Origin of the sequence: Motilibacter peucedani, assembly GCF_003634695.1 — a bacterium.
Lineage (GTDB): Bacteria > Actinomycetota > Actinomycetes > Motilibacterales > Motilibacteraceae > Motilibacter > Motilibacter peucedani.
The window spans coordinates 91,420-116,655 of the sequence record NZ_RBWV01000010.1 but is presented as its reverse complement, the minus strand read 5'-3'; the positions used below and the strand labels follow the sequence as shown (position 1 = coordinate 116,655).

The 25,236-nt window shown below is 75.3% G+C and carries 17 protein-coding genes; 6 read left to right on the top strand and 11 right to left on the bottom strand.

Annotated features, from left to right (window positions below):
* Positions 1 to 9: 9 nt before the first annotated feature.
* The 3 genes from CLV35_RS05455 to CLV35_RS05445 all read left to right on the top strand — a co-directional run bounded on the left by CLV35_RS05455 (position 10) and on the right by CLV35_RS05445 (position 7,411).
* Positions 10 to 4,914 (top strand): ATP-dependent helicase, encoded by a 4,905-nt coding sequence (locus tag CLV35_RS05455; protein WP_121192469.1) that lies wholly within the window; start codon positions 10 to 12, stop codon positions 4,912 to 4,914.
* Positions 4,915 to 4,956: 42 nt separating this feature from the next.
* Positions 4,957 to 5,808 (top strand): DNA-formamidopyrimidine glycosylase family protein, encoded by an 852-nt coding sequence (locus CLV35_RS05450; RefSeq protein ID WP_121192468.1) that lies wholly within the window; start codon positions 4,957 to 4,959, stop codon positions 5,806 to 5,808.
* Between the two features lie 73 nt (positions 5,809 to 5,881).
* Complete coding sequence (locus tag CLV35_RS05445) at positions 5,882 to 7,411, top strand: right-handed parallel beta-helix repeat-containing protein (protein ID WP_121192467.1); 1,530 nt, start codon at positions 5,882 to 5,884, stop codon at positions 7,409 to 7,411.
* Between the two features lie 74 nt (positions 7,412 to 7,485).
* On the opposite strand, the gene CLV35_RS05440 is transcribed toward CLV35_RS05445, so the two are convergent.
* The 6 genes from CLV35_RS05440 to CLV35_RS05415 form a co-directional block, all read right to left on the bottom strand.
* Positions 7,486 to 7,836 (bottom strand): helix-turn-helix domain-containing protein, encoded by a 351-nt coding sequence (locus tag CLV35_RS05440; RefSeq protein ID WP_121192466.1) that lies wholly within the window; start codon positions 7,834 to 7,836, stop codon positions 7,486 to 7,488.
* A gap of 125 nt (positions 7,837 to 7,961) precedes the next feature.
* Entirely contained in the window at positions 7,962 to 9,194 is a 1,233-nt protein-coding gene (locus tag CLV35_RS05435) for a nicotinamide-nucleotide amidohydrolase family protein (RefSeq protein ID WP_183061743.1), read from the bottom strand.
* On the bottom strand, positions 9,191 to 9,781 hold the full coding sequence (pgsA, locus tag CLV35_RS05430; protein ID WP_121192464.1) for a CDP-diacylglycerol--glycerol-3-phosphate 3-phosphatidyltransferase: 591 nt from the start codon (positions 9,779 to 9,781) through the stop codon (positions 9,191 to 9,193). Before pgsA ends, CLV35_RS05435 begins: the two co-directional genes overlap by 4 nt.
* Entirely contained in the window at positions 9,778 to 11,187 is a 1,410-nt protein-coding gene (gene rimO / locus CLV35_RS05425) for a 30S ribosomal protein S12 methylthiotransferase RimO (RefSeq protein WP_121192463.1), read from the bottom strand. The genes pgsA and rimO overlap by 4 nt, the downstream gene beginning before the upstream one ends.
* Before the next feature lie 94 nt (positions 11,188 to 11,281).
* Positions 11,282 to 12,058, bottom strand: a complete 777-nt coding sequence (locus CLV35_RS05420; protein WP_183061741.1) for a helix-turn-helix domain-containing protein — start codon at positions 12,056 to 12,058, stop codon at positions 11,282 to 11,284.
* Positions 12,059 to 12,181: 123 nt separating this feature from the next.
* Entirely contained in the window at positions 12,182 to 14,878 is a 2,697-nt protein-coding gene (locus CLV35_RS05415) for a DNA translocase FtsK (protein ID WP_121192461.1), read from the bottom strand.
* A gap of 193 nt (positions 14,879 to 15,071) precedes the next feature.
* On the opposite strand from CLV35_RS05415, the gene CLV35_RS05410 reads away from it, so the two are divergent.
* Together CLV35_RS05410 and CLV35_RS05405 are read left to right on the top strand one after the other, a co-directional pair.
* A complete protein-coding gene (locus CLV35_RS05410; protein ID WP_121192956.1) occupies positions 15,072 to 16,682 on the top strand; it encodes a S8 family serine peptidase in 1,611 nt (536 codons plus the stop codon).
* Positions 16,683 to 16,876: 194 nt separating this feature from the next.
* Positions 16,877 to 19,420: a putative bifunctional diguanylate cyclase/phosphodiesterase gene (locus CLV35_RS05405; protein ID WP_183061739.1), complete on the top strand. Its 2,544-nt coding sequence runs from the start codon at positions 16,877 to 16,879 to the stop codon at positions 19,418 to 19,420.
* A gap of 8 nt (positions 19,421 to 19,428) precedes the next feature.
* Here CLV35_RS05405 and CLV35_RS05400 read toward each other — a convergent pair whose 3' ends face one another.
* Both CLV35_RS05400 and dapA read right to left on the bottom strand, forming a co-directional pair.
* On the bottom strand, positions 19,429 to 21,114 hold the full coding sequence (locus CLV35_RS05400; RefSeq protein ID WP_121192459.1) for a ribonuclease J: 1,686 nt from the start codon (positions 21,112 to 21,114) through the stop codon (positions 19,429 to 19,431).
* The gene (dapA, locus tag CLV35_RS05395; protein ID WP_121192458.1) at positions 21,111 to 22,013 is read right to left on the bottom strand and encodes a 4-hydroxy-tetrahydrodipicolinate synthase; all 903 of its coding nucleotides are present in this window, start codon (positions 22,011 to 22,013) and stop codon (positions 21,111 to 21,113) included. Before dapA ends, CLV35_RS05400 begins: the two co-directional genes overlap by 4 nt.
* A 197-nt stretch (positions 22,014 to 22,210) precedes the next feature.
* On the opposite strand from dapA, the gene CLV35_RS05390 reads away from it, so the two are divergent.
* Positions 22,211 to 22,546 carry an STAS domain-containing protein gene (locus CLV35_RS05390; protein ID WP_183061737.1) on the top strand — a complete coding sequence of 112 codons (336 nt, stop codon included), beginning with the start codon at positions 22,211 to 22,213 and terminating at the stop codon, positions 22,544 to 22,546.
* Between the two features lie 19 nt (positions 22,547 to 22,565).
* On the opposite strand, the gene CLV35_RS05385 is transcribed toward CLV35_RS05390, so the two are convergent.
* Genes CLV35_RS05385 through CLV35_RS05375 form a run of 3 tightly spaced genes read right to left on the bottom strand, consistent with a single transcriptional unit; the run spans position 22,566 to position 25,236 of the window.
* A complete protein-coding gene (locus CLV35_RS05385) occupies positions 22,566 to 23,015 on the bottom strand; it encodes a hypothetical protein (RefSeq protein ID WP_231121525.1) in 450 nt (149 codons plus the stop codon).
* A gap of 21 nt (positions 23,016 to 23,036) precedes the next feature.
* Complete coding sequence (dapB, locus tag CLV35_RS05380) at positions 23,037 to 23,780, bottom strand: 4-hydroxy-tetrahydrodipicolinate reductase (protein WP_231121524.1); 744 nt, start codon at positions 23,778 to 23,780, stop codon at positions 23,037 to 23,039.
* A gap of 25 nt (positions 23,781 to 23,805) precedes the next feature.
* The gene (locus CLV35_RS05375) at positions 23,806 to 25,236 is read right to left on the bottom strand and encodes a M16 family metallopeptidase (protein ID WP_121192455.1); all 1,431 of its coding nucleotides are present in this window, start codon (positions 25,234 to 25,236) and stop codon (positions 23,806 to 23,808) included.

The window sequence follows — 25,236 nt, the reverse complement described above, 5'->3', positions numbered from 1 at the left end:
GCTGGACCCATGGCCAGCACCTCCCGTCCGCGCACCCGCTCCGCACGCGCGGCCGCGGCGACCCGGGAGCCGGCCGGGCAGGAGGCGGCGGACCAGCAGCCGGTGCAGCAGGCAGCGGCGGAGCACGAGGCGCCGGGCACCCCGCCCCTCGAGCGCTTCTCCCCCGCGACGCAGGCCTGGTTCCGCGGTGCCTTCGCCGCCCCCACCGCCGCGCAGGAGGGCGCCTGGGACGCCGTCTCGACCGGACGCGACGCCCTCGTCGTCGCACCCACCGGGTCGGGCAAGACGCTGGCCGCGTTCCTCTGGTCGCTCGACCGCATCGCCTCGGCTCCGACGCCGGAGGAGCCGCTGCAGCGCTGCCGGGTGCTCTACATCTCGCCGCTCAAGGCGCTCGCCGTCGACGTCGAGCGCAACCTGCGCGCGCCGCTGACCGGCATCCGCCAGGCGTCGGCGCGGCTCGGGCTGCCCGAGCCCGAGGTCACCGTCGGCGTCCGCTCGGGCGACACCCCGGCCGACGAGCGCCGGACCTTCGGCCGACGCCCGCCCGACATCCTGATCACGACCCCCGAGTCGCTGTTCCTCATCCTCACCTCGCGCGCCCGCGAGGCCTTGGCAGGCGTCGAGACGGTCATCCTCGACGAGGTCCACGCCGTCGCCGGGACCAAGCGCGGCGCGCACCTCGCCCTCTCCCTCGAGCGCCTCGACGCGCTGCTCGAGCGTCCGGCGCAGCGCATCGGGCTCAGCGCGACGGTGCGGCCGGTCGAGGAGGTCGCGAGGTTCCTGTCCGGCACCCGCACGCCCGTCGTCGTGCGCCCGCCGAGCACCAAGCAGATCGAGGTGGAGGTCGTCGTCCCGGTCGACGACATGGCCGAGCTCGGCGCGCCCACCGGTGAGCTCAACGGATCGGCTGCGGGCGGGGAGCGGCGGGCCTCCATCTGGCCGCACGTCGAGGAGCGCATCGTCGACCTGGTCGAGGCCAACCGTTCGACGATCGTGTTCGCCAACTCCCGCCGCCTCGCCGAGCGCCTGACCGCGAGGCTCAACGAGATCGCCAACGAACGCGCCACGGGCGAGGACCTCGCCGAGCCGGGCACGCTGACCCCGGCCCAGCTCATGGCGCAGGCCGGCGCGGCGCACGGCGCGCCGACCGAGCTCGCGCGCGCCCACCACGGCTCGGTCAGCCGTGAGCAGCGCACCCTGACGGAGGAGGCGCTCAAGGCGGGCCGGCTGCCGGCCGTCGTCGCCACCAGCAGCCTCGAGCTCGGCATCGACATGGGCGCCGTCGACCTGGTCGTCCAGGTCGAGTCGCCGCCGTCGGTCGCCAGCGGGCTCCAGCGGGTGGGGCGTGCCGGCCACCAGGTCGGTGCGGTCAGCCGGGGCGTGATCTTCCCGAAGTACCGCGGCGACCTGCTCCAGACCGCCGTCGTCGCCGAGCGCATGCGCAGCGGGGCCATCGAGGCCCTGCGCATCCCGCGCAACCCGCTCGACGTGCTGGCGCAGCAGGTCGTCGCCATGTGCGCCCTGGACTCGTGGGACGTCGACGAGCTGCTCGAGCTGGTGCGCCGGGCGGCGCCGTTCGCCGAGCTGCCCCGCTCGGCCTACGAGTCCGTGCTCGACATGCTCTCGGGCCGCTACCCCAGCGACGAGTTTGCCGAGCTGCGCCCGCGCCTGGTGTGGGACCGCACCGCCGGCACCCTGAGCGGACGGCCCGGCGCCCAGCGCCTGGCCGTCACCAGCGGCGGCACGATCCCCGACCGCGGGCTCTTCGGCGTCTTCCTCGCCGCCGGCGAGGGCCCCGCGCGCCGCGTCGGCGAGCTCGACGAGGAGATGGTCTACGAGTCGCGCGTCGGCGACGTCTTCACGCTCGGGTCGAGCAGCTGGCGCATCGAGGACATCACCCACGACCGCGTGCTCGTCTCCCCCGCCCCCGGCCAGCCCGGCAAGCTGCCGTTCTGGCACGGCGACTCGCTCGGGCGCCCGGTCGAGCTCGGCCGCGCCCTCGGCGAGTTCGTCCGCGAGGTGGGCCGTCTGCCCGCGCCGGAGGCGCTGGAGCGCGTACGCGCCGCCGGGCTCGACGAGCGCGCCGCCAGCAACCTGCTCGCCTACCTCGACGAGCAGCGCGCAGCGACCGGTGTGGTGCCCGACGACCGCACGATCGTGGTCGAGCGCTTCCGCGACGAGCTGGGCGACTGGCGGGTGTGCGTGCACTCGCCCTTCGGCGCCCAGGTCCATGCGCCGTGGGCGCTGGCCCTGTCAGCCCGGCTGCGCGAGCGCACGGGGCTCGATGTGCAGATCATGCACGCCGACGACGGCATCGTCCTGCGCCTGCCCGACCTCGACCTGGTGCCCGTCGGCGACCTGTTCGCCGACGACGGCGGGCAGGCCCAGCGCGACCCGGCCGCGGGCGCCGCCGCCGGCGCCGAGGCGGCTGTGCTCGACCCCGACGAGGTCGAGCCGCTGGTCACCGGCGAGGTCGGCGCCTCCGCGCTGTTCGCCTCCCGCTTCCGCGAGTGCGCGGCGCGCGCCCTGCTGCTGCCCCGCCGAGACCCCGGCCGGCGCACGCCGCTGTGGGCCCAGCGCCAGCGCAGCGCCCAGCTGCTCTCGGTCGCCGCCGGCTACGGCTCGTTCCCCATCGTGCTCGAGACGGTGCGCGAGTGCCTGCAGGACGTCTTCGACGTCCCCGGCCTCGTCGCGCTGATGCGCTCGATCGAGTCGCGCGAGGTGCGCGTCGTCGAGGTCGAGACGCCGGCCCCCTCGCCGTTCGCCCGCTCGCTGCTGTTCGGCTACGTCGCGCAGTACATCTACGAGGGCGACTCCCCCCTCGCCGAGCGCCGCGCCCAGGCGCTCTCGCTCGACCCGGCCCTGCTGGCCGAGCTCCTCGGCCAGGCCGAGCTGCGCGAGCTGCTCGAGCCCGCGGTGGTGGAGCGCCTCGACCTCGAGCTCCAGCGCCTGGCCGAGGACCGCAAGGTCCGCGACCTGGAGGGCACCGCCGACCTGCTGCGGCTGCTCGGCCCGCTCACCACCGCCGAGGCGGTCGAGCGCGGGGCGCAGCCGGCCTGGCTCGTCGAGCTCGAGGGCCAACGACGCGTGATCCGCGTCCGCATCGCCGGGGAGGAGCGCTGGGCCGGCATCGAGGACGCCGGCCGCCTGCGCGACGCCCTCGGCGCAGCGCTGCCGGTCGGCGTGCCGGAGGCCTTCCTCGAGCCGGTGCGCGACCCGCTGGGCGACCTCGTCGCCCGCTACGCGCGCACGCACGGCCCGTTCGCCGCCGCCGACACGGCGACCCGCTTCGGGCTGGGGCCCGCCGTCGTGCACGACGCCCTGCGCCGGCTGGCCGCCGCCGGCCGCGTGGTCGAGGGCGAGTTCCGACCAGGGGCAGCGGGCGTCGAGTGGTGCGACGCGGAGGTGCTGCGTACGCTGCGGCGCCGTTCGCTCGCCGCGCTGCGCAAGGAGGTGGAGCCGGTCCCGGCGAGGGCCCTGGCCCGCTTCCTGCCGGTGTGGCAGGGCGTGGGGTCGAACGCCCGGGGCGTCGACGGGCTCCTGCGGGCCCTCGAGCAGCTGCAGGGCGCCGCGGTGCCGGCCTCAGCCCTCGAGACGCTGGTGCTGCCCCTGCGGGTGCCCGGCTACTACCCGGCCCTGCTCGACGAGCTGTGCGCGAGCGGCGAGGTGGTCTGGTCGGGACAGGGCGCGCTGGCGGGAGGCGACGGCTGGCTCAGCCTCCACCTGGCCGACTCGGCGCCCCTGACGCTCGCGCCGCCGGTCGCAGCGGCGGTGTCGAGCCCGGTGCACGAGGCGCTGCTCGACGCACTTGCCCGCGGCGGAGGGTGGTTCTTCCGCCAGCTGTCCGACACCGTGGGTGCAGCGGTGGGGCCCGTGGACGACCCGGTGCTGGTCGCCGCGCTGTGGGACCTCGCGTGGGGCGGCCACATCACCAACGACACGCTCGCACCGGTGCGCGCCGTGCTCGGCGGGTCGGGCCGCAGCCGGCGGGCCGCCGCGCCGCGCAGCACCCGGCCGCGGCCGGGGCGACCCGGACGACCGGTGCTCGGCTCCGGCGCGGCACTGCTCGGCTCCGGCGGTCCCTCCGCCGGGTCGCTGTCGGGGGCGGGTGCGCGGCGTCCCGCGCTGCCGAGCCGGCTGGGCCCGCCGAGCGCAGCGGGGCGGTGGGCCGCCCTGCCCGCGGTCGAGCCCGACCCCACCCGGCGGGCGAGCGCCGCGGCCGAGGCGCTGCTCGAGCGGCACGGCGTGCTGACCCGCGGAGCGGTCGTCGCCGAGCGCAGCGAGGGCGGGTTCGCGGCCGCCTACCGCGTGCTCTCGGTGTTCGAGGAGACCGGCCGCGTGCGACGCGGCTACTTCGTCGAGGGGCTCGGCGCCGCCCAGTTCGCCTCGCCGGGCGCGGTCGACCGCCTGCGGGCGCTGCAGACGGCGGCCGAGCGCAGCGAGCAGGCGCCCGAGTGGGCGCCCGGGGACGAGATCACCCGGGTGCCCGACTGGGCCGCCGGCGGCGTGCGCCGGCCCGTCCGGCAGGGGCCCGGCGCGGTCGTCATGGCCGCCGCCGACCCCGCCAACGCCTACGGCGCCGCCCTGCCCTGGCCCGTACGGCCGGGGGACACTGCCGCCGGCCACAAGCCGGGTCGCAAGGCCGGTGCAGTGGTGGTGCTCGTCGACGGCGAGCTCGTCCTCTACGTCGAGCGGGGCGGCAAGTCGCTGCTCAGCTGGACCGAGGACCTCGCGCTGCTCCAGCCGGCGACCGACGCGCTGGCCCTGGCGGTGCGCGACGGCGCGCTCGGGCGCCTCACGGTCGAGAAGGCGGACGGCGCGCCGCTGCTCGGCGGCCCGCTCGCCCCCGTGGCGGAGGCGCTCGCGTCGGCCGGGTTCATCGCCACCCCTCGCGGCCTGCGGATGCGCGCGTGACCTGCGCGCGGCTGACCTCCAGCGGAGCGACGGCGGTGCCCCGTGCCTGAGGGCGACACCGTCTGGCTCGCCGGCCGGCGCATGCACGAGGCGCTCGCGGGACGGGTCCTGACGCGCAGCGACTTCCGGGTGCCTCAGCACGCCACCGTCGACCTCTCCGGCCGCTGCGTGCGCGAGGTCGTCAGCCGCGGCAAGCACCTGCTGACCCGCATCGAGGGCGGGCTGACCCTGCACACCCACTTCCGCATGGACGGCACCTGGCACCTCTACCGCCACGGCGAGCGCTGGCACGGGGGCGCCGGCCACCAGGTCCGGGTGGTGCTCGAGAACGCCGACTGGGTGGCGGTCGGCTACCGCCTGCCGGTGGTCGAGCTCATCGACACCTCCGCGGAGGCCGAGGCCGTCGGCCACCTCGGTCCCGACCTGCTCGGCCCCGACTGGGACCTCGACGAGGCGGTGCGCCGGCTGCAGCGCCAGCCCGAGCGCGAGGTCGGCGACGCCCTGCTCGACCAGCGCAACCTCGCCGGCATCGGCAACCTCTACAAGGCCGAGACGCTGTTCCTCGCCGCCACCTCGCCCTTCACGCCGGTCGTGGAGGTGCGGAACCTCGAAGGACTGGTCCGCCGGGCGCAGGTGCTGCTCGACCGCAACAAGGGGACGCCGCAGCAGTCGACGACCGGCGACCTGCGCCGCGGTCGCCAGCACTGGGTGTTCGAGCGGGCTGAGAAGCCGTGCCTGCGGTGCGGCACGCCGATCCTGCTCGCCGAGCAGGGCGAGGCGCCCTACGCGCGGCTCACCTACTGGTGCCCGCGGTGCCAGCCGGGCCGCGTACCCCGGACGATGCGGCGCTCGGACGTGCCGCGCACCATCGGCCGCACCCGCTACAAGCCGTGACTATGGACATAGCCGTGCGCGACCCGTCCGACAGGCGGGTCGGCGCGCGAGTCCGTCGCGTAGGTTCGACCGCGTGAACCTGGATCGACGCACGGCCGGACTCGTCGCCGCGGCAGCGGTCGTCGCGCTGCTCGCCGGCCTGCTGATCGGCCGGCTGCTGGGCGGCGGCAGCGACGACTCCGGGGCCTCGTCCGGCCCGACCGCCGCGCCCAGCTCCACCGGAGCGCCCACCGCAGGGACGGGAGCCGGCAACCCGTCGCTCGACCCGTCGTCGAGCGAGCCCTCCGCCTCGGAGCCCGGGTCCTCCGAGCCGACCGGCTCCGAGCCGGCCACCGAGCCCTCGTCGGGCGCCGGCGGCGTGCCCGCGGGCTCGCGCGTGCCGCTCGGCCAGCTCGACGGCGCGACTGTCGGCTCGCCGGTCACCGTGGTCGCCCCGTCCGGCGTCGACGAGGTGCGCTGGGTCCTCGACGGCGACTTCCTCGAGAAGGACAAGAAGGCGCCGTTCGAGGTGCCCCTCACGACCACCCCCGGCAAGCACCAGCTCGAGGCACGCATGGAGACCTCCTCCGGACGCACCGACGTCGACGCCACCTTCACCGTCAGCGGCACGAGCGCGGGCTCCAGCTCGCCGCCGCCCGCGCCGAAGGGCGGGGCGAGCGTCCCGCCCCAGTCGGCGGCCCTGCGCCAGGTGGCCGTCAGCACGACCGAGCAGCTGCGCGCCGCGCTGGCGGCGGCGAAGCCCGGCGACCGCATCACGATGGCCGACGGCACCTACACCGGCGACCCGGGCCTCGAGGCCGCGCCGGACGGCACCCGCGAGCACCCGATCGTGCTGGCCGGCAGCCGGCGCGCCGTGATCACGACGGGGCAGACCGACGGCGGCGCCTACGGCCTGCACGTCACCGGCAGCTACTGGCAGCTCGACGGCTTCACGGTGCGCAACGCAAAGAAGGGCATCGTGCTCGACGGGTCGGTCGGCTCGCTGCTGAAGGACCTCGACGTCGGCACGATCGGGCAGGAAGCGGTCCACTTCCGCTCCGGCTCTGCGGGCGGCGCGATCATCGACAGCTCCGTGCACGACACCGGGTTGAAGTCGCCGCAGTTCGGCGAGGGCGTCTACGTCGGCTCGGCGCACTCCAACTGGTCCTCCGACGCCGGCTTCACCCGCCCCTACGGCGAGGACGGCGGTGCCGGCCCCGACCGGTCCGACCACGTGCTCGTCCAGGGCAACCACATCTACGACACCGCCGCCGAGGGCATCGACGTCAAGGAGGGCACCACGGGCGGCAAGATCCTCGACAACACCTTCGACGAGGCCGGCACGAGCGGCGAGAACAAGGGCGACTCGTGGGTCGACGTCAAGGGCAACGACTGGCTGGTGCAGGGCAACAAGGGGCGCGGCACGCTGACCGACGCTTTCCAGGTGCACAACGAGTTCTCGGGCTGGGGCAACGGCAACGTGTTCCGCAAGAACGTCGTGCAGGGCGGCGTGCCGGGCTACGTCGTGATGGTGGTCAAGGGCACGAGCGGCAACGTCGTCTCGTGCGACAACGTGGCGAGCGGCGCCGCCAAGGGCCGCAGCAACGTGCCCTGCTCCGGCTGACCCGGGGCGGGACCAGGGACACCGCGGGCCGGCCTCCCCGCAGGGAGACCGGCCCGACGGCGACGTGACGGGGACTAGGCCGCGACCTCGACCGCGAGGCGGGCCTGCGCCGAGGCGGGCCCGGGCGGGGTGCTGGGCAGCAGCGGGGCGACGCCGGACTGGCGGGCCGCCTCACGGACGGCCGCCTCTGCCTCGGCGACCACCAGGCCGTCGCTGACCTCGCGGAGCACCTCGGACATGGGGACGTCGAGGGCGGCGCAGATCGAGGCGATGAGCTCGGAGGACGCCTCCTTCTGCCCCCTCTCGACCTCGGAGAGGTAGCCGAGCGACACCCGGGCGGCGGCGGAGACCTCGCGCAACGTGCGGCCCTGCCGCTGTCGCTGGGTGCGCAGCACGTCCCCGAGCAGGCGACGCAAGAGGACCATCGCGGTGCTCCCTTCTGGGACGGTGGAAGCCCACCGTACCCGTGTCCGCCCGGCGGTGCAGAGGCAGCCGTCCCCGCTGGGGAGGACGGAGGCTCTGGACTGACGGTGCTGGTGTAAGCGTGTAATCAGTGTACGCATTCCAGCAGCAGGCGCAGCGCGGCGACGGCCGCCTGGTGGCGGATGCGCTCGCGGCCTCCGCGCAAGGCGATCACCCGCGAGGCGGACCGCGGCCCGTCGACGGCGACGTGGACCTCGCCGACCGGGTGGCCGTCCTGCGGGTCGGGTCCGGCGACCCCGGTCGTCGAGACGCCCCAGTCGGCCCCGAGCCGGCTGCGGACCCCCGCCGCCATGGCGCGTGCGACGTCGGGGTCGACGGCTCCCCGCTCGGCCAGCAGGTCAGCAGGCACGCCGAGGGCGCTGGCCTTGACGTCGGTGGCGTAGGAGACGACTCCCCCGCGCAGCACGGCCGACGCCCCGGGCACGTCGACGACGGTGGCTGCGACCAGGCCGCCGGTCAGCGACTCGGCGCACGCCATCGTCTGCCCGAGCCCGGTCAACGCCTGCACCAGCGAGGCGGGCAGCGGTGCGTCGAGGACCAGCAGGCCCTCGACCCGCTCGAGGGCGCCCCGCGCGGCCGACACGACCGGCTCGAGCAGCGCCTCGACCGCGGCGCGGTCGGCGCCGCGCCCGGTCAGCCGGACCTCGACCTCGCTCGCGGCGGCGAGGTAGCCGACGCGTACGCCTGCGGGCAGGGAGCGCTCCAGCGCCGCGAGCGCGTCACCGACCCGCGCCTCGTCGGCCAGCGGGAGGTGCAGCGAGCGGGTGACGACGGCTCCGCCGCCGAGCGCGGGCAGCAGCGCCGACTCGGCGATGGCGACCACCTCGCGGGGCACGCCCGGCAGCAGCACGACGGTGGCACCGCCGACGCCCATCCGCTGCCCCGGTGCGGTGCCCGCCGGGTTGGCGAGCACCTCGGCGCCCTGCACGACGTCGCACATGGTGAGCGCGCCCACCGGCGGCTCGGCGTCGCGGTAGCGGGCGCGCAGAGCGGCCTCGAGGGCGGCGTCGCGCACCACCGCCGCCCCGGCGACCTGGGCGAGGGCGGCGCGGGTGACGTCGTCGGAGGTGCCGCCCAGCCCGCCGGTGACGACGACCAGCTCCGCCCGGCCGACCGCGTCCGTGACCGCGGCGGCGATGACCTCGACGTCGTCGGCGACCATGACGACCCGGCGCACCGGCCACCCGCGCTCGGCAAGCCGGGCCCCGAGCCACGCGGCGTTGAGGTCGGCGACGCGGCCGGAGAGCAGCTCGTCGCCGACGCAGACGACCTCGGCGCGGCCGCCCGGCCCGGCGCTCACGGGCGGGCGGTGCGGCGCAGGCGCACGGCCCGCATCACGTAGTCGCCGCCGGTGACCAGCGTCGTGCCGACCGCGAACACCATGACGGTCCAGGCGAGCACGGCGAAGAAGCCGGGGTGGGGCAGCAGGAACAGCCCGATGGACACCGACTGCAGCAGCGTCTTGACCTTGCCGCCGCGGCTGGCGGCGATCACGCCGTGCTGGATCACCCACAGGCGCAGCAGCGTGACGCCGAGCTCGCGGACGAGGATGACCACGGTCAGCACCCACGGCAGGTCGCCGAGGATCGAGAGCGAGACCAGTGAGGCCCCGATGAGCGCCTTGTCGGCGATGGGGTCGATCAGCTTGCCGAGCTCGGTGACCGAGCCGCGCCGGCGCGCGAGGTTGCCGTCGACCAGGTCGGTCACCCCGGCGACCGCGAAGACGGCCCACGCGCCCCAGCGCCAGGCCGCCTCGTGGCCGTCGCCGTGGAAGAGCACGACCACCATCACCGGCACGAGCAGCAGCCGGGCGACGGTCAGGCTGTTGGGGATGTTGAGCTTGCCGGGTGGCTCCGCGGCGGCCGTTCCGGACACGACACCTGTCATACAGGCTCGGCGACCAGGTCGACGCCAACTGATGCCACGACACGGGCACGGACGAACGACCCGGGCGCGGCGGGCGCGGTCAGCGCCGTGACACCGTCGACGTCGGGCGCCTGGTGGCCGGCCGGGCCGACCGGGCGGCCGTCCTCGGTGCGCTCGACCAGCACGTCGACGAGCTCGCCGACCCGCTCCTCGGCGCGCTGCGCGGCCAGCTCCTCGACGAGGCGGCCGACGCGCTCGTGCCGCGCCTCGACGACGTCTGCGGGCAGCTTGTCGGGCAGGGTCGCGCCCTCCGTGCCCTCCTCGTCGCTGTAGCCGAACACGCCCATGGCGTCGAGCCGCGCCTCCACCAGGAAGCGCTCGAGCTCGGCGACGTCGGCCTCGGTCTCGCCGGGGAACCCGACGATGAAGCTCGAGCGTGCGCCGGCCAGCGGCACGCGGGCGCGGGCCTCGCCCAGCAGGTCGAGGAACCGCTCGGTGTCGCCGAAGCGGCGCATGCGGCGCAGCACCGGGCCGGACGCGTGCTGGAACGAGAGGTCGAAGTAGGGCGCGACGCCCTCCCCCGCCATGACGTCGAGCAGCCCTGGGCGGACCTCGGCCGGCTGGAGGTAGGACACGCGCACGCGGTCGAGGCCCGGCACCGAGGTCAGCTGCGGCAGCAGCGTCTCGAGCGCGCGGATGTCGCCGAGGTCCTTGCCGTAGCTCGAGGAGTTCTCGCTGACCAGGACGACCTCGCGCACGCCCTGCTCGGCCAGCCACCGCGCCTCGGCGAGGACCTCCTCGGGACGACGCGACACGTACGCCCCTCGGAAGGCCGGGATCGCGCAGAACGCGCAGCGCCGGTCGCAGCCCGACGCCAGCTTCAGCGGGGCGATCGGGCCCTCGCCGAGCCGCCGGCGCAGCACGCGGGGGCCGGAGGCGGGCGCGACGCCCTCGGGGAGCAGGTCGCCGTGGCCGGGCACGGGGCGCGCCGAGGCGGCGCGCGAGACCGGCGAGATCGGCAGCAGCGTACGTCTGTCGCGCGGCACGTGGGACGTGTGGCCGTCGCCGGCGAGGATCGAGCGCAGGCGCTCGGACACCGAGGCGTAGTCGTCGAAGCCGAGCACCGCGTCGGCCTCGGGCAGCGCGCCGGCGAGCTCGGAGCCGTAGCGCTCGGCCATGCAGCCGACGGCGACGACGGCCTGCGTGCGGCCGCTCTGCTTGAGCTCCGCGGCCTCGAGCAGCGCGTCGACGGAGTCCTTCTTGGCCGACTCGACGAAGCCGCAGGTGTTGACCACCGCGACGTCGGCGTCGGCCGCGTCGTCGACGAGGTCCCAGCCGTCAGCGGCCAGCCGCCCCGCGAGCTCCTCGGAGTCGACCTCGTTGCGGGCGCAACCGAGGGTGACGAGCGCGACGGTGCGCCGGCTCACGGGCGGGGCGCTAGGACGGGACGGGGCGAGGGGCACGGGTCACCAGGGTAGGCGCTCGGGACGGGGACCGCGGACGCTCGCGCCGGCACCGTGCTCAGGTCGGGTCCGTCGGGCCGAACGCCACGCTCGCGACCTGGCCGCGACCGCCCAGCGGGCCGACGTCCTTGCCGTTGACCGTGAGCACGACCGCCCCGGCGTTGCCGACGACGATGGTGACCTGCTTGCGGTCGGTGAACTGCTGGGTGCGGCCCTTGGCGACCATGCCCTCGAACAGCGTGGTGCCGCCCGAGCTGGTGGCGCGCACCCAGCTGGGCCCGCGGGACGCCGCGATGCTGACGCTGACGCCGGCGCGGTGCGCCGGGGTGGCCCGCGCCGACGAGCTCGCGTGCGGAGCGCTGGGCGCCGGGGCGCTCGCGCTCGCCTGCGGCGTGGCGACCACGGTGGCGGTCGCGGGCAGCTGCGACTGGGAGACCGGGCGCCCGCCGTCGGAGGAGCCGGGGCGCAGCAGGGTCCAGCCGCCGTAGGCGAGGACGAGCACAAGCGAGGCGACCAGCAGCGCCGACCAGTTCAGCGGCCGGGAGCGCCGCTCGAGCCCGCCGACGAGGTCGACGCCGTCGCCGGGCAGCAGAGAGGCGGCGGGGTGGGCGACCTCGGCGTCGAACTGAGCGACCAGCGGCTCGGGGTCGGCCCCGACGACGCGCGCGATGCTGCGGATGTGGCCGCGGGCGTAGACGTCGCCCATGCACAGGGAGAAGTCGTCCTTCTCGATGGCCGCGACGACCGTGCGCCGGATGCGCGTGCGGTCGGCCACGGTCTCGAGCGACAGGCCGGCACGGGTGCGGGCGGCGGCGATCGCTTCACCGACGGACACGTCGCCTCCTCGCTGGACCAACCGTGCAACCCCGGCGGCGCCGCCACCGGGCATTCCGGGCACTTCGAAGTCTAGTGGCGTCTGTGCAACGCCGACCGACCCCCAGAAGTGCCCGGCTGCGTGCTACTCGCCACGCAGGGTGAGCAGCACGCCGTCGAGCTCGTCGGCGGTGACGAGCACGTCGCGCGCCTTCGAGCCCTCGCTCGGCCCGACGATCCCCCGGCTCTCCATGAGGTCCATCAGCCGGCCGGCCTTGGCGAACCCGACGCGCAGCTTGCGCTGGAGCATCGAGGTCGAGCCGAACTGCGTGGTGACGACCAGCTCGACGGCCTGCACCAGCAGGTCGAGGTCATCGCCGACCTCCTCGTCGATCTCCTTCTTCGGCGCCGCCGCGGTGATGTCCTCGCGGTAGGTCGGCTGCAGCTGGCTCTTGCAGTGCTCGACGACGGAGTGCACCTCGGCCTCGGTGACCCAGGCGCCCTGGATGCGCACCGGCTTGGACGCGCCCATCGGCAGGAAGAGCCCGTCGCCCTGGCCGACCAGCTTCTCCGCCCCCGGCTGGTCCAGGATGACGCGGCTGTCGGCGAGGCTCGAGGTGGCGAAGGCCAGCCGCGAGGGCACGTTGGCCTTGATGATGCCGGTGACGACGTCGACGCTCGGCCGCTGCGTCGCGAGCACCAGGTGGATGCCGGCCGCGCGGGCGAGCTGGGTGATGCGCTGGATCGAGGCCTCGACGTCGCGCGGGGCGACCATCATGAGGTCGGCGAGCTCGTCGACGATCACCAGCAGGTAAGGGTAGGGGCGCAGCACGCGCTCGCTGCCCGGCAGCGGCTTGGCCGAGCCCTCGCGCACCGCCTTGTTGAAGTCGTCGACGTGGCGGAAGCCGAACGCCTCGAGGTCGTCGTAGCGCAGGTCCATCTCGCGCACGACCCACTCGAGGGCCTCGGCGGCCTTCTTCGGGTTGGTGATGACCGGCGTGACCAGGTGCGGGATGCCCTCGTAGGCCGTGAGCTCGACGCGCTTGGGGTCGATGAGCACCAAGCGGACCTCGTCGGGCGTCGCGCGGAGCATGATCGAGGTGATCATCGAGTTGACGAAGCTCGACTTGCCCGAGCCAGTGGCGCCGGCGACCAGCAGGTGGGGCATCTTCGCCAGGTTCGCGACGACGAAGCCGCCCTCGACGTCCTTGCCGAGCCCGACGACGAGCGGGTGGGTGTTGGAGGTCGCGTTGCGCGAGCGCAGCACGTCGCCCAGCGCCACGATCTCCTTGTCGGTGTTGGGGATCTCGATGCCGATCGCGCTCTTGCCGGGGATCGGCGAGAGGATGCGGACGTCGGCGCTCGCCACGGCGTAGGCGATGTTCTTCGACAGCGCCGTGACGCGCTCGACCTTCACCGCCGGGCCGAGCTCCACCTCGTAGCGGGTGACGGTCGGGCCGCGGGTGTAGCCCGTGACGTGGGCGTCGATCTCGAACTGCTCCAGCACCTCGGTGAGCGACTCGACGACCGCGTCGCTGGCCGGCGTGCGGGCCTTGTGGACGGTGCCGGCGTTGAGGGCCGAGGGGTCGGGCAGCTCGTAGGTCACGTCGCCCGAGAGCAGCAGCTGCTCCACGCGCGGCGCGACGGCACCGGCCCCGGGCGCCTCGAGCAGCGCCGTCGCCGGCTCGGCGTCGGGCTCGACGACCGGAGCTCCGCGGGGCGCGAGCACGGGGATCGCCTGCGTGGGCGGGTCGACCTCGGCAGGGGTACGCGGTGCCCGGCGCCGCGGCAGCGGTGCGGTCTCCTCGGTGGGCGCGGCGCCGCCCAGCCCCTCGCCGGCCACGTCGAAGACCTCCTCGACGGGCTCCGCCGCCGCGGCGCGGCGGCCCCTGCGGCGGGGTTCGGGCTCGGTGACGAGCGGGGTGTCGTAGGGGACGTCGTCGAAGTCGTCGGGCTCGAGGGCGTGCGAGCCGCGGCGACGGCTCCCCCGCTCCGCGCGCTCGCCGGGCTCGCCGCCCGCCGCCTCGCGCAGGTGGCCGTGCACCAGCGCGTCGATGCGGTCGGGCACGGCCGCGAGCGGCGTGGAGGTCACGACCAGCAGGCCGAACACCGCGACCAGCACGAGCACGGGCACCGCGACCCACGCGCCGGCCGCGTCCTCGAGGGGCGCCGCGGCGATCCAGCCGAGCGCACCGGCGCCGTGGCGCAGCGAGACCAGCCCCCCGTGCTCGCCCGACGGCTGCGGCGAGCCAGAGGCGACGTGGAGCACGCCGAGGCAGCTGAGCACCAGCGCGGCCCAGCCGATGACCATGCGGCCGGAGCCCAGCTCGCGGTCGGGGTGGCGCAGCACGCGGACCGCCAGCAGCAGCAGCGCGAGCGGCACGAGGACGTCGGCGCGCCCGACGGTTCCCCTGACCAGCGCGTCCGTGGCACCGCCGACCGGGCCCTCCACCTGTCCCCAGGCGGTCGCGCCGGTGAGGACGGCGAGCGCGAGGACCGCCAGCCCGAGCCCGTCGCGGCGGTGGGCCGGGTCGAGGTCGCGGGCGCCGGAGCCGACGTGGCGCACGGCGGAGCCGAACGCGTGCCCGACGCCCACCCAGACGGCGGCGAGCAGGCGCAGGACGGCGCGCAGCAGGCGTACGCCGAGGCCCGGGCCGGTACGCGTCGGTGCCGCCGCGCGCGGGCGCGGCGCGGCGCTCGACCGGCTGCCGCCGCCCTTGGGGGCGGCGGTGGAGCGCGTGCCGGCCGCACGCGTACCGGTCGGGCGCCCACCGCCTGCGGGTCGTGCCGCCGGCCGCGTCGCTGTGCCGGGTCGGGTGCCGCTCGGGCTGCGCATGGCCATGGCGGCAGCGTAGCCGCAGCGTCCCGCCAACCACAGGCGTCACACCAGCACCAGCGCGCCGTGCCGCCGGGACTGCCCGCCCCTGCCGGCCGGGACGTTGGTCCCAGGAGCGCCCGAGCGGGTCCTGCTCCCCCCGGGTGCTGTTGCCGTCCGAGCATGGACGCGCTGCGTGAGCACCCGCATGCTCGCTGTCATGGAACTTCGCATCAACAGCCACAGTTGGCGCGCCGCCGCCGTCGTCGCCGCCGCCTGCGCGGCGTGGGGCGTGGCGGGGCCCGCCTCCTCCGCGTCGGCGGCCACCCCGCCGACGCCCAAGCCCGCCAAGGGCCACGAGGCCGACCTCGCCGTCAAGTGGGGCGACGACACCTCCGGCGAGAGCACCAAGGCGGCCGCGGGCACCGGCAAGTGGGACCCGAACAAGGACAACGGCGCCCTGCCCCTGCTGAAGAAGCAGGCCAGCATCACCGACTTCCTGGCCACCAAGGACCTCCTCGGCCGCCCGCTCACCGGCACCGGCGTCACGGTCGCCCTGATCGACACCGGCATCACCCCGGTGCTCGGCCTCGACGCGCCCGGCAAGGTCGTCAACGGCCCGGACCTCTCGTTCGACAGCCAGCTCGACTCGACCCGCTACACCGACGGGTTCGGCCACGGCACGCACATGGCGGGCATCATCGCCGGCAGCGACACCACCGCGGCCGCGGTGAAGACCGGCGCGAAGTTCGCCGGGGTGGCGCCCGGCGCCAGCCTGCTCAACATGAAGGTCGCCGCAGCCGACGGCGGCGCCGACGTCACCCAGGTGATCGCGGCGATCGACTGGGTCGTGCAGCACCGCAACGACAACGGCATGAACGTCCGCGTCATCAACCTGTCCTACGGCGTGCACTCCACGCAGCCGGCCGCGGTGGACCCGCTCGCCAAGGCCGTCGAGAGCGCGTGGAAGAACGGCATCGTCGTGGTCGCCTCGACCGGCAACGACGGCATCGCGAACCCGGTGCTCATGCCGGCCGCCGACCCGTACGTCATCTCCGTCGGCGCCGTCGACCACGAGGGCACCGCGGACGAGAAGGACGACCAGGTCGCCTCGTTCAGCAACGGCGGCGACGCCACGCGCCGCCCCGACCTGCTCGCACCGGGCAAGTCGGTCGTGTCGCTGCGCGACCCGGGCTCCTACGTCGACCTCGCCCACCCCGAGGGCCTCGTCCCCGGCGACACCACCGGCCGCTTCTTCCGCGGCAGCGGCACCTCGCAGGCCACCGCGGTCGTCTCGGGCGCGGTCGCCCTCATGCTCCAGGCGCGCCCCTGGCTCACGCCTGACCAGGTCAAGGGCGTGCTGAAGGCCACGGCCGACCCGCTGCACACCTACCCGCAGCCGGCGATGGGCGCCGGCGTCATCGACATGAAGGACATGCAGAAGCAGCTCGCGCTGTTCGTGCCCTCGCAGGACTGGACCCGCTCGACCGGCACCGGGAGCCTGGCCGCCACCCGTGGTGGCGAGTCCGTCGCCGACCCCGCCAGCGGTGCCACGCTGGCCGGCGAGACCGACGCCATGGGCCAGCCGTGGAACGCGGCGAACTGGGCCGCGGCCTCCGACGCCGGCAAGGCGTGGTCGGGCGGCACGTGGAACGGGCGCACCTGGACCGGCACGAGCTGGACGCCGCAGGGCTACGGGTCGGTCGCCTGGACCGGGGCGTCGTGGACCGGCACCGACTGGCAGGCGCGCAGCTGGCGCGCCGACAGCTGGGACGCGCGCAGCTGGCGCGCCGACAGCTGGGACGCGCGCAGCTGGCGCGGGCTCTACTAGGCCCGACGCTCACGGCTCGAGGTGGGACAGGTGGCGCGGGGGACGCGAGTCGTCCCCCGCGCCATCGGCGTCTCCGGACCCGGATGCCCCGGCCGCTCGCCTCAGGTGGCGGCAGGCGGGGCCGATGGGAGTGCGTCAGCACCTCGGGCGCCACGCACCCGGGGGCACCGAGCAGATCCCGAGGAGGCGACCGCATGACCGACGACGCGACGCCTCCCGCCTGGGCCGCCCGCTCGACGCTGCTGGTCTGGCTGCTCATCGGCGCGATGGCCGCGCTCGCGGCGCTCCTCGCGGAGCCGGCGGGGCTCGACACCCGGTTCTCGGTGCCGTCGACCGCCGCCTTCGTCCTGCTGCCGGTGTTCGCGCTGGCCGAGATCCTCGTCATCCACCTGCCGGCCGAGCGCAGCTCGCACAGCCACACGCTGCGCGAGGTCCCCGCGATCGCCGGCCTCTCGCTGCTCGCGCCCGGCGAGTACTTCGCCGTCTGCACGCTGGGCGCCGGCGCCGCACTGCTGCTGTGGAGCCACCAGCGCGGCCGCAAGCTCGCGTTCAACATCGCGCTGTACGCGGTGGAGGCCACGCTGGGGCTCGTCGTCTTCCACGCCGTTCTCGGTGCGAGCGCGCCGGCGCAGCCGCGCGGCTGGCTCGCCGCCACCACCGCGGTCCTCGTCACCGACCTGGTCACCGCCATGGCCGTCACCGCGGTGATCAGCCTGTCGGACGGCAGCTACGACGGCGAGGTGATGCGCGAGGCACTGCGCTCCGGCGTGCCCGCCGCCCTGGTCAACACCTGCCTCGCGCTGCTGGTCGTGGTGCTCGTCGACGTGCGTCCCGAGGCGCTGCCGCTGCTGGGCGCCGCACTGGCGATGCTGGTCGTGGGATACCGGGCGTTCGTCACGCTGGGCACCGGCTACAGCCGGCTGCAGCTGCTCTACTCCTTCGTCGAGATCGCCTCCACGACCCGCGAGCGCGGTCCCGAGGCGGCGCACACCCTGCTGCGCGAGGCCGCGACCCTGATGCGCGCCGACCGCGCCACGCTCGTGCTGCTGCCGCAGACGCCCGGCGTCGACGCCGACGGCGTGCGGCTCGACCTCGACGGCGGCACCATGACGCGCACGCAGGAGCTCCTGCGGCCCGACGGCGGCGACGACTGGTGGCGCGCGGCGCTCGCCGGGCGTACGGTCCTGCGCTCGGCCCCCGGCCGGCGCCGTCCCTCGGCGACGCTGCCCGAGGGTCCCCGTGACGGGCTGGCGGTGCCGCTGCGCTCGGACGGCGCGCTCGTCGGCGCCCTCATCGTCACCGACCGCAGCTTCGAGGAGCAGACGTTCGGACGCGAGGACCTCCGGCTGTTCGAGACCCTGGCCGCGCACGCCGTCGTCTCCCTGAGCAAGTCGCGACTGATGGACGACCTGCGCACCTTCGCCGCGCAGCGCGAGCACGAGGCCCTGCACGACCCGCTGACCGGGCTCGCCAACCGGCGCTCGCTGCTCGAGGGCGTCACGGCCCAGCTCACCGACGGGCGCGGCGGCGCGCTCCTGGTCATCGACCTCAACGACTTCAAGGACGTCAACGACACCCTCGGGCACAGCGCAGGCGACGCGCTGCTCGAGGTCGTCGCGCAGCGCCTGGCGGCCAGCACGAACGGCACGGTGGCGCGCCTCGGCGGCGACGAGTTCGCCGCGCTGCTGCCGGGCGCCGGTGCAGAGGAGGCCCTCGGCGTCGCCGAGCGGCTGGTGCACGTGATCTCCCAGCCGGTGCCCCTCGAGGGGCTCACGCTGAGCACCGGGCTGAGCATCGGCATCGCCGTGCTGGGGCTGCACGGCGAGCAGGCCGACGAGCTGCTCGCCCACGCCGACGCGGCGATGTACGCGGCGAAGGCCGGCGCGACGCGGGTCTCGGTCTACCGACCGGAGGACAGCGGCGCGACCCACCGACGGCTCGTGCTCGCCGGCGACCTGCCCCGCGCGATCGAGCACCACCGCTTCGAGGTGTGGTTCCAGCCGCAGGCGGAGTCCGACACCGGACGCGTGACCAGCGCCGAGGCGCTGCTGCGCTGGGACCACCCGGAGTTCGGCTTCGTCCCCCCGCCGGAGATCATCTCGATCGCCGAGCGCACCGGCACGATCCGCGCTCTCACCGACGCCGTGATCTCCGACGCGCTGCACCAGCGGGCCACGTGGGCGGCGGCCGGGCACCTGCTCGACATCGCGGTCAACATCACGCCCGCCGACCTGCGCGACGCCGACCTGCCGGCGGCCGTGGCGCGGATGCTGGCGGAGACGGGCACGCCACCGGCCGCCCTGACGCTCGAGATCACCGAGAGCGGCGTCATGACCGACCCCGAGCGCTGCCTCGCGGTGCTCGACGCCCTGGCTGCGCTGGGGGTGCGCCTGTCGGTCGACGACTTCGGCACGGGCTACTCCTCGCTGGCCTACCTCGAGCGCCTGCCCGTGAACGAGGTGAAGATCGACCGCTCGTTCGTGCAGCGGCTCGAGCTCTCGGAGCACGACGCCACGGTCATCCGCGCGACGGTCGCGCTCGCCCACGACCTGGGGCTGCACGTGGTGGCCGAGGGCATCGAGACCCGCGTCGGGTGGGAGCGGGTCGCGACGCTGGGCTGCGAGCAGATCCAGGGCTACCACCTCGCGCGGCCGATGCCCGGCTCGAAGACCCTCGAGTGGCTGGCCGCCGACACCGGCGAGCGCGCGCACGAGCGCGCCGCCGCGGCGCACCTCTAGCGCAGCCGTCAGACCTCGACGACGACCGGGACGATCATCGGCTTGCGGCGCAGGGAGCTGCTGACCCAGGAGCCGACGGCGCGGCGTACGAGCTGCTGCATCTGGTGGGTGTCGCTGATGCCGTCCTGCGCAGCGCGGGCCAGTGCCTCCTCGATGAGCGGCACGACGGCGTCGAACACCGAGTCGTCGGCGACGACTCCGCGCGCCGAGATCTGCGGGCCCGCGAGGATCTTGCCCGACGAGGAGTCCACCGCGACGAACACCGAGACGAACCCCTCGTCGCGCAGGATCCGCCGGTCCTTGAGCGAGGTCTCGGTCACGTCGCCGACGGTCGAGCCGTCGACGTAGACGTAGTTGCACGGCACCGCGCCGACCACCCGTGCGACCCCGTCGACGAGGTCGACCACCACGCCGTCGTCGATCACGAGCGCCCGCTCGCGCGGCACGCCGGTGGCCACCGCCAGCTCGGCGTTGGCGTGCAGGTGCCGGATCTCGCCGTGCACCGGCAGGACGTTGCGGGGGCCGACCAGGTTGTAGACGTGCAGGAGCTCGCCGGCGCTCGCGTGGCCCGAGGTGTGCACCAGCGCGTTGCCCTTGTGCACCACGCGCGCGCCCCACCGCGTGAGCCCGTTGATGACGCGGTAGACCGCGTTCTCGTTGCCGGGGATCAGCGACGAGGCGAGCAGCACGGTGTCGCCGTCGGTGATGCGGATCGTGTGGTCGCGGTTGGCCATGCGCGAGAGCGCCGCCATGGGCTCTCCCTGGGAGCCGGTGCAGACCAGCACGACCCGGTCGTCGGGCATGCCCTCGAGCGCCTTGGCGTCGACGACCACGCCGTCGGGCACCCGCAGGTAGCCGAGGTCGCGCGCGACGCCCATGTTGCGCACCATCGACCGGCCGACGAAGCCGACCTTGCGCCCGTGCTTCTCGGCGATGTCGAGCACCTGTTGCACGCGGTGGACGTGGGAGGCGAAGCAGGCCACGATCACCCGGCGGCGGGCGCTCGCGAACACGCGGTCGATCACCGGCGCGATGTCGCGCTCGGGGGTGACGAAGCCGGGCACCTCGGCGTTGGTGGAGTCGACGAGGAAGAGGTCGACGCCCTCGTCGCCCAGCCGGCCCAGCGCACGCAGGTCGGTGACCCGGCCGTCGAGCGGCAGCGGGTCGACCTTGAAGTCGCCGGTGTGCAGCACCAGCCCGGCCGGGGTGCGGATCGCGACGGCGAGCGCGTCCGGGATCGAGTGGTTGACCGCGACGAACTCGCAGTCGAACGGCCCGATGCGCTCGCGCTGCCCCTCGCGCACGGTCAGGGAGTAGGGGTGCAGCCGGTGCTCCTGCAGCTTGGCCTCGACCAGTGCGAGCGTGAGCCGCGACCCGATCAGCGGGATGTCGGGCTTCTCGCGCAGCAGGTAGGGCAGCGCCCCGATGTGGTCCTCGTGGCCGTGGGTCAGGACGATGCCGTCGATCGCGTCGAGCCGGTCACGGACGTAGTCGAAGTCCGGGAGGATCAGGTCGACGCCCGGCTGCACGTCCTCGGGGAACAGCACCCCGCAGTCGACGACCAGCAGCCGACCGGCGTGCTCGAAGACCGTCATGTTGCGCCCGACCTCGCCGAGCCCGCCCAGGGGCACGACGCGCAGGGCGCCCTCGGGCAGCGGCGGCGGGACCGCGAGGTCGGGGTGCGGGTGGCTCACGAGCCGTCGACCGGCAGACCGGCCGCGGCGAGGTCGCGCCGCAGCTGCTCGACCTCCTCGGCGGTGGCGTCGACGAGCGGCGGGCGCACGGGCCCCGCCGGCAGCCCGCGCAGCGCCAGGGCCGCCTTCGCGAGGATGACGCCTTGGGTGCGGAACAGCCCGGTGAGCACCGGGAGCAGCTCGTGGTGGATGCGCCGCGCCTCGGCCACGCGCCCCTCGGCGTGCGCGGCCACCATGGCGGCGATGCCGGGGCCGCAGACGTGGCCCGCGACCGTGACGACGCCGACCGCGCCCACCGCCAGCAGCGGCAGCGTGAGGGCGTCGGTGCCGGAGTAGTAGACGAGGTCGGTCGCGGCGAGCACCTGCGACGCGGCGACGAGGTCGTCCTTGGCGTCCTTCACCGCGACGATGCGCTCGTGCTCCGCCAGCCGCAGCATCGTGGGCGTCGTGATCGGCGTGCCGGTGCGGCCGGGGATGTCGTAGAGCATGACCGGCAGGCCGGTGGCGTCGGCGACGCTGGTGAAGTGCGCGACCAGCCCGGCCTGCGGCGGCTTGGAGTAGTAGGGCGTGACGGCCAGCAGGCCGTGGGCTCCGGCCTTCTCGGCCGCGCGCGCCAGCTCGACGGTGTGCACGGTGTCGCTCGTGCCGATGCCGGCGACGACGCTCGCACGCTCGCCGACCGCCTCGAGGACCGCGCGCAGGACGGTGTCCTTCTCGGCGTCGGAGGTGGTCAGCGACTCCCCCGTCGTGCCGTTCACGACCAGCCCGTCGTTGCCCTGCTCGACCAGCGCCTCGGCCAGCCGGGCGGCGCCGTCGGCGTCGAGCGAGCCGTCGGCGGTGAACGGCGTGACCATGGCGGTGACCACCCGCCCGAAGGGGGCGTCCGAGGAGGAGGACATGCTCGTCACCGTACCCGTCCGGACCAGCGCGACCGGCCGCCTGCCACCCGGACGGCGGTACGCGCCGCACCTCCAGCCCCGTTCCTGTGAACGAGCGGCTACCTTGTGGGACGGGACGGCAGCGCCGTCCCGTTGGAGCAGCAGGGCTCCCCGGGCACCGGGGAGGCCGCAGTCGCGGGTCTGAGGACGGGGACCGGGTGGACCTGAGCAACTGGTGGGCGGAGCACGAGCCCGGTCGCACGACCGTGGCCGTGACGGGCGAGATCGACCTCGAGAGCGGCCCGCGGCTGCGCGAGTTCCTCGCCTCGGAGCTCACCCAGCTGCACGCCGGCCTGCTGCTGCTCGACACCGGCGGCGTCACGTTCTGCGACTCCAGCGGCCTGCAGGCCTTCGTCGCCACCCTGCGCCGCGCCAAGCTGCTCGGCATCGAGCTGGTGCTCCAGGTCGAGGACGGCAGCCGCTTCGCCCGCTTCCTCGAGCTCGCTGGCGTGGCCGACCTCTTCACGCTGGAGCCGATCCGCACGTCGGGCTGAGCGCGGACCGGCTGAGAGCTCAGCGGGGCTCGTGGGCGGCGTGCAACGCCACCGCGGTGCGCATCGCCTTGCGCGCGCGCGTGCGGTCCCCCGCGTCGTCGTAGGCCATTGCGAGCCGGAACCACGGGCGCCAGTCCTCGGGGCTCGCCTCGACCTCGGCCCGGCGCCGCTGGTAGAGCTGGTCGGCGGCGGCGCGGTCGGCACGCCCGCTGGGGCGGCGCGGCAGCTCGTCGGCAGGGAGCCCGCCCTCGGCGTCGAGCCGGCGGCCCAGGGCCTCCACCCGGCGGCCGAAGCGCAGCTCGGCGGCGACCAGCACGATGCCGACGACCGGCAGCAGCAGCACCGCGACGCCCAGCACCACCGGCACGGGCCGCCCGTCGCGCACGAGCAGCACGCCGTGCTCGCCGAGCGAGGCGGCGTAGACGAGCAGCAGGACGACGAGCAGGGCGACGACGTGCTGGGCCTTCATGCGCATCTGCGACGCGGCCGGTCAGCCGAGGTCGAGGTAGGCCTCGAGCCCCACGGTCAGGCCGGGGCGCTCGCGCACCCGGCGCACCGCCAGCAGCAGCCCCGGCATGAAGCTCGCGCGGTCGAAGGAGTCGTGGCGCAGGGTCAGCGCCTCCCCCGGCGCGCCGAGCAGCACCTCCTCGGAGGCGACCATGCCGCGCAGGCGCACGGCGTGCACGGGGATGCCGTCGACGCGGGCGCCGCGGGCGCCGTCGGGGTCGTCGACCGTGGCGTCGGGCAGCTCGCCGAGCCCTGCCTCGCGACGCGCCTGCGCCACCAGCTGGGCGGTGCGCCTGGCGGTGCCGCTCGGGGCGTCGAGCTTGCCGGGGTGGTGGAGCTCGACGATCTCGACCGACTCGTAGAAGCGGGCGGCCTGCGCGGCGAAGCGGGTGAGGAGCACGGCACCCACGCTGAAGTTGGGGACGACCAGCACGCTCGCGGCGGGGTGCCGGTCGAGCAGCGCGCGCACCGCGTCGAGCCGCTCGCCGGTCATGCCCGACGTGCCGACGACCACTGCGGGGACCCCCAGCCCGAGGGCCCGCTCGAGGGTCCCGAGCACCGCGTCCGGGCGGGTCAGGTCGACGGCGACGTCGGCTCCGGCGAGCCGCGCCGGGTCGTCGGACGAGCCCAGCGCGGCGACCAGCTCGAGGTCGTCGGCCGCCCCGACGGCGGCGCACGCCTCGGTGCCCATGCGCCCGGAGGCGCCCACGACGGCGACGCGGATCACGCGGCTCCCCTCTCTGGTGCGGGGGTCAGGCGACCGCGGCGCTGAAGTCGCGGCCCTCGTCGAACGGACCCACGACCGCGAGGGTCGGGGTGGCGCCGAGCAGCTGGGCGGCGACCACGGACACCTCGTCGAGGGTGACCGACTCGATCTGGGCGAGCAGGTCGTCGACGCCGAGCAGCTCGCCGTGCACGAGCTCGGCCTTGCCGAGCCGGCTCATCCGCGACCCGCTGTCCTCGAGCCCGAGCACGAGCCCGCCGCGCAGCTGGCCCTTGCCGCGGCGCAGCTCCTCCTCGGTGAGGCCCTCGGCCGCGACGAGCGCGAGCTGCTCGCGGCAGATCGCCAGCACGTCGTCGACCTTCTTGGGCTGGCACCCGGCGTAGACGCCGAACATGCCGGCGTCGGCGTACTGCGCGGTGTAGCTGTAGACGGAGTAGGCCAGGCCGCGCTTCTCGCGCACCTCCTGGAACAGCCGGCTGCTCATGCCGCCGCCGAGGGCGGCGTTGAGCACGCCGAGCGCGAAGCGGCGGGGGTCGGTGCGCGCGACGCCCGGGACGCCGAGCACGACGTTCGCCTGCTCGGTACGCCGTTCGAGCACCCGCACGGGGACGACCGGCCGCAGCGGGCGGGTCACGCCGAGCCGGGGCGCGCTCGGCAGCACCGAGTCGACCAGCACGCCGGAGGCGCGGAACGCCTTGCGCACCAGGCGGACCACCGCAGCGTGCTCGACGTTGCCGGCGACGGACACGACCATCGACTCGGGGCGGTAGCGGCGCTTGTAGTAGCCGTTGATGGCGGTGCGCGAGAGCGACTCGATCGACTCGACCGTGCCGAGCACGGGGCGACCGAGCGGCGAGCTGCCGAACAGCGCCTCGGTGAAGACCTCGTGGGCGGCGTCGCTCGGGTCGTCGTCGTGCATGGCGATCTCCTCGAGGATCACCCCGCGCTCGGCCTCGACGTCGGCGGCGGTGATCACCGAGGAGGTGACCAGGTCGCTCACGACGTCGATGGCCAGCGGCAGGTCCTCGTCGAGGACCCGCGCGTAGTAGCAGGTGTACTCCTTGCTCGTGAACGCGTTGATCTCGCCGCCGACGGCGTCGATCGCGACCGAGATGTCGAGCGCGGAGCGCCTGCGGGTGCCCTTGAACAGCAGGTGCTCGAGGTAGTGGCTGGCGCCGGCGAGGCTGGGCGTCTCGTCGCGCGAGCCCACGCCGACCCAGATGCCGACGGCGACCGAGCGCACGCCGGGCACGGCCTCGGTGACGACCCGGAGGCCGCCGGGGAGCACGGTGCGCCGGATGGTGCCGCCGCCCGCGCCCTGCTCGACGACGGTGCGGGTGGTGCCGGGCTTCTGCACGGCGAGCCGCTGGCCGCGCGCAGCAGGGGCAGCGGCGGCGGGACCCGCGACGAGCGGCCGCCCGGAGGGGCGGCCGCTCGCAGAGGTGCTACGGGTCGTCAC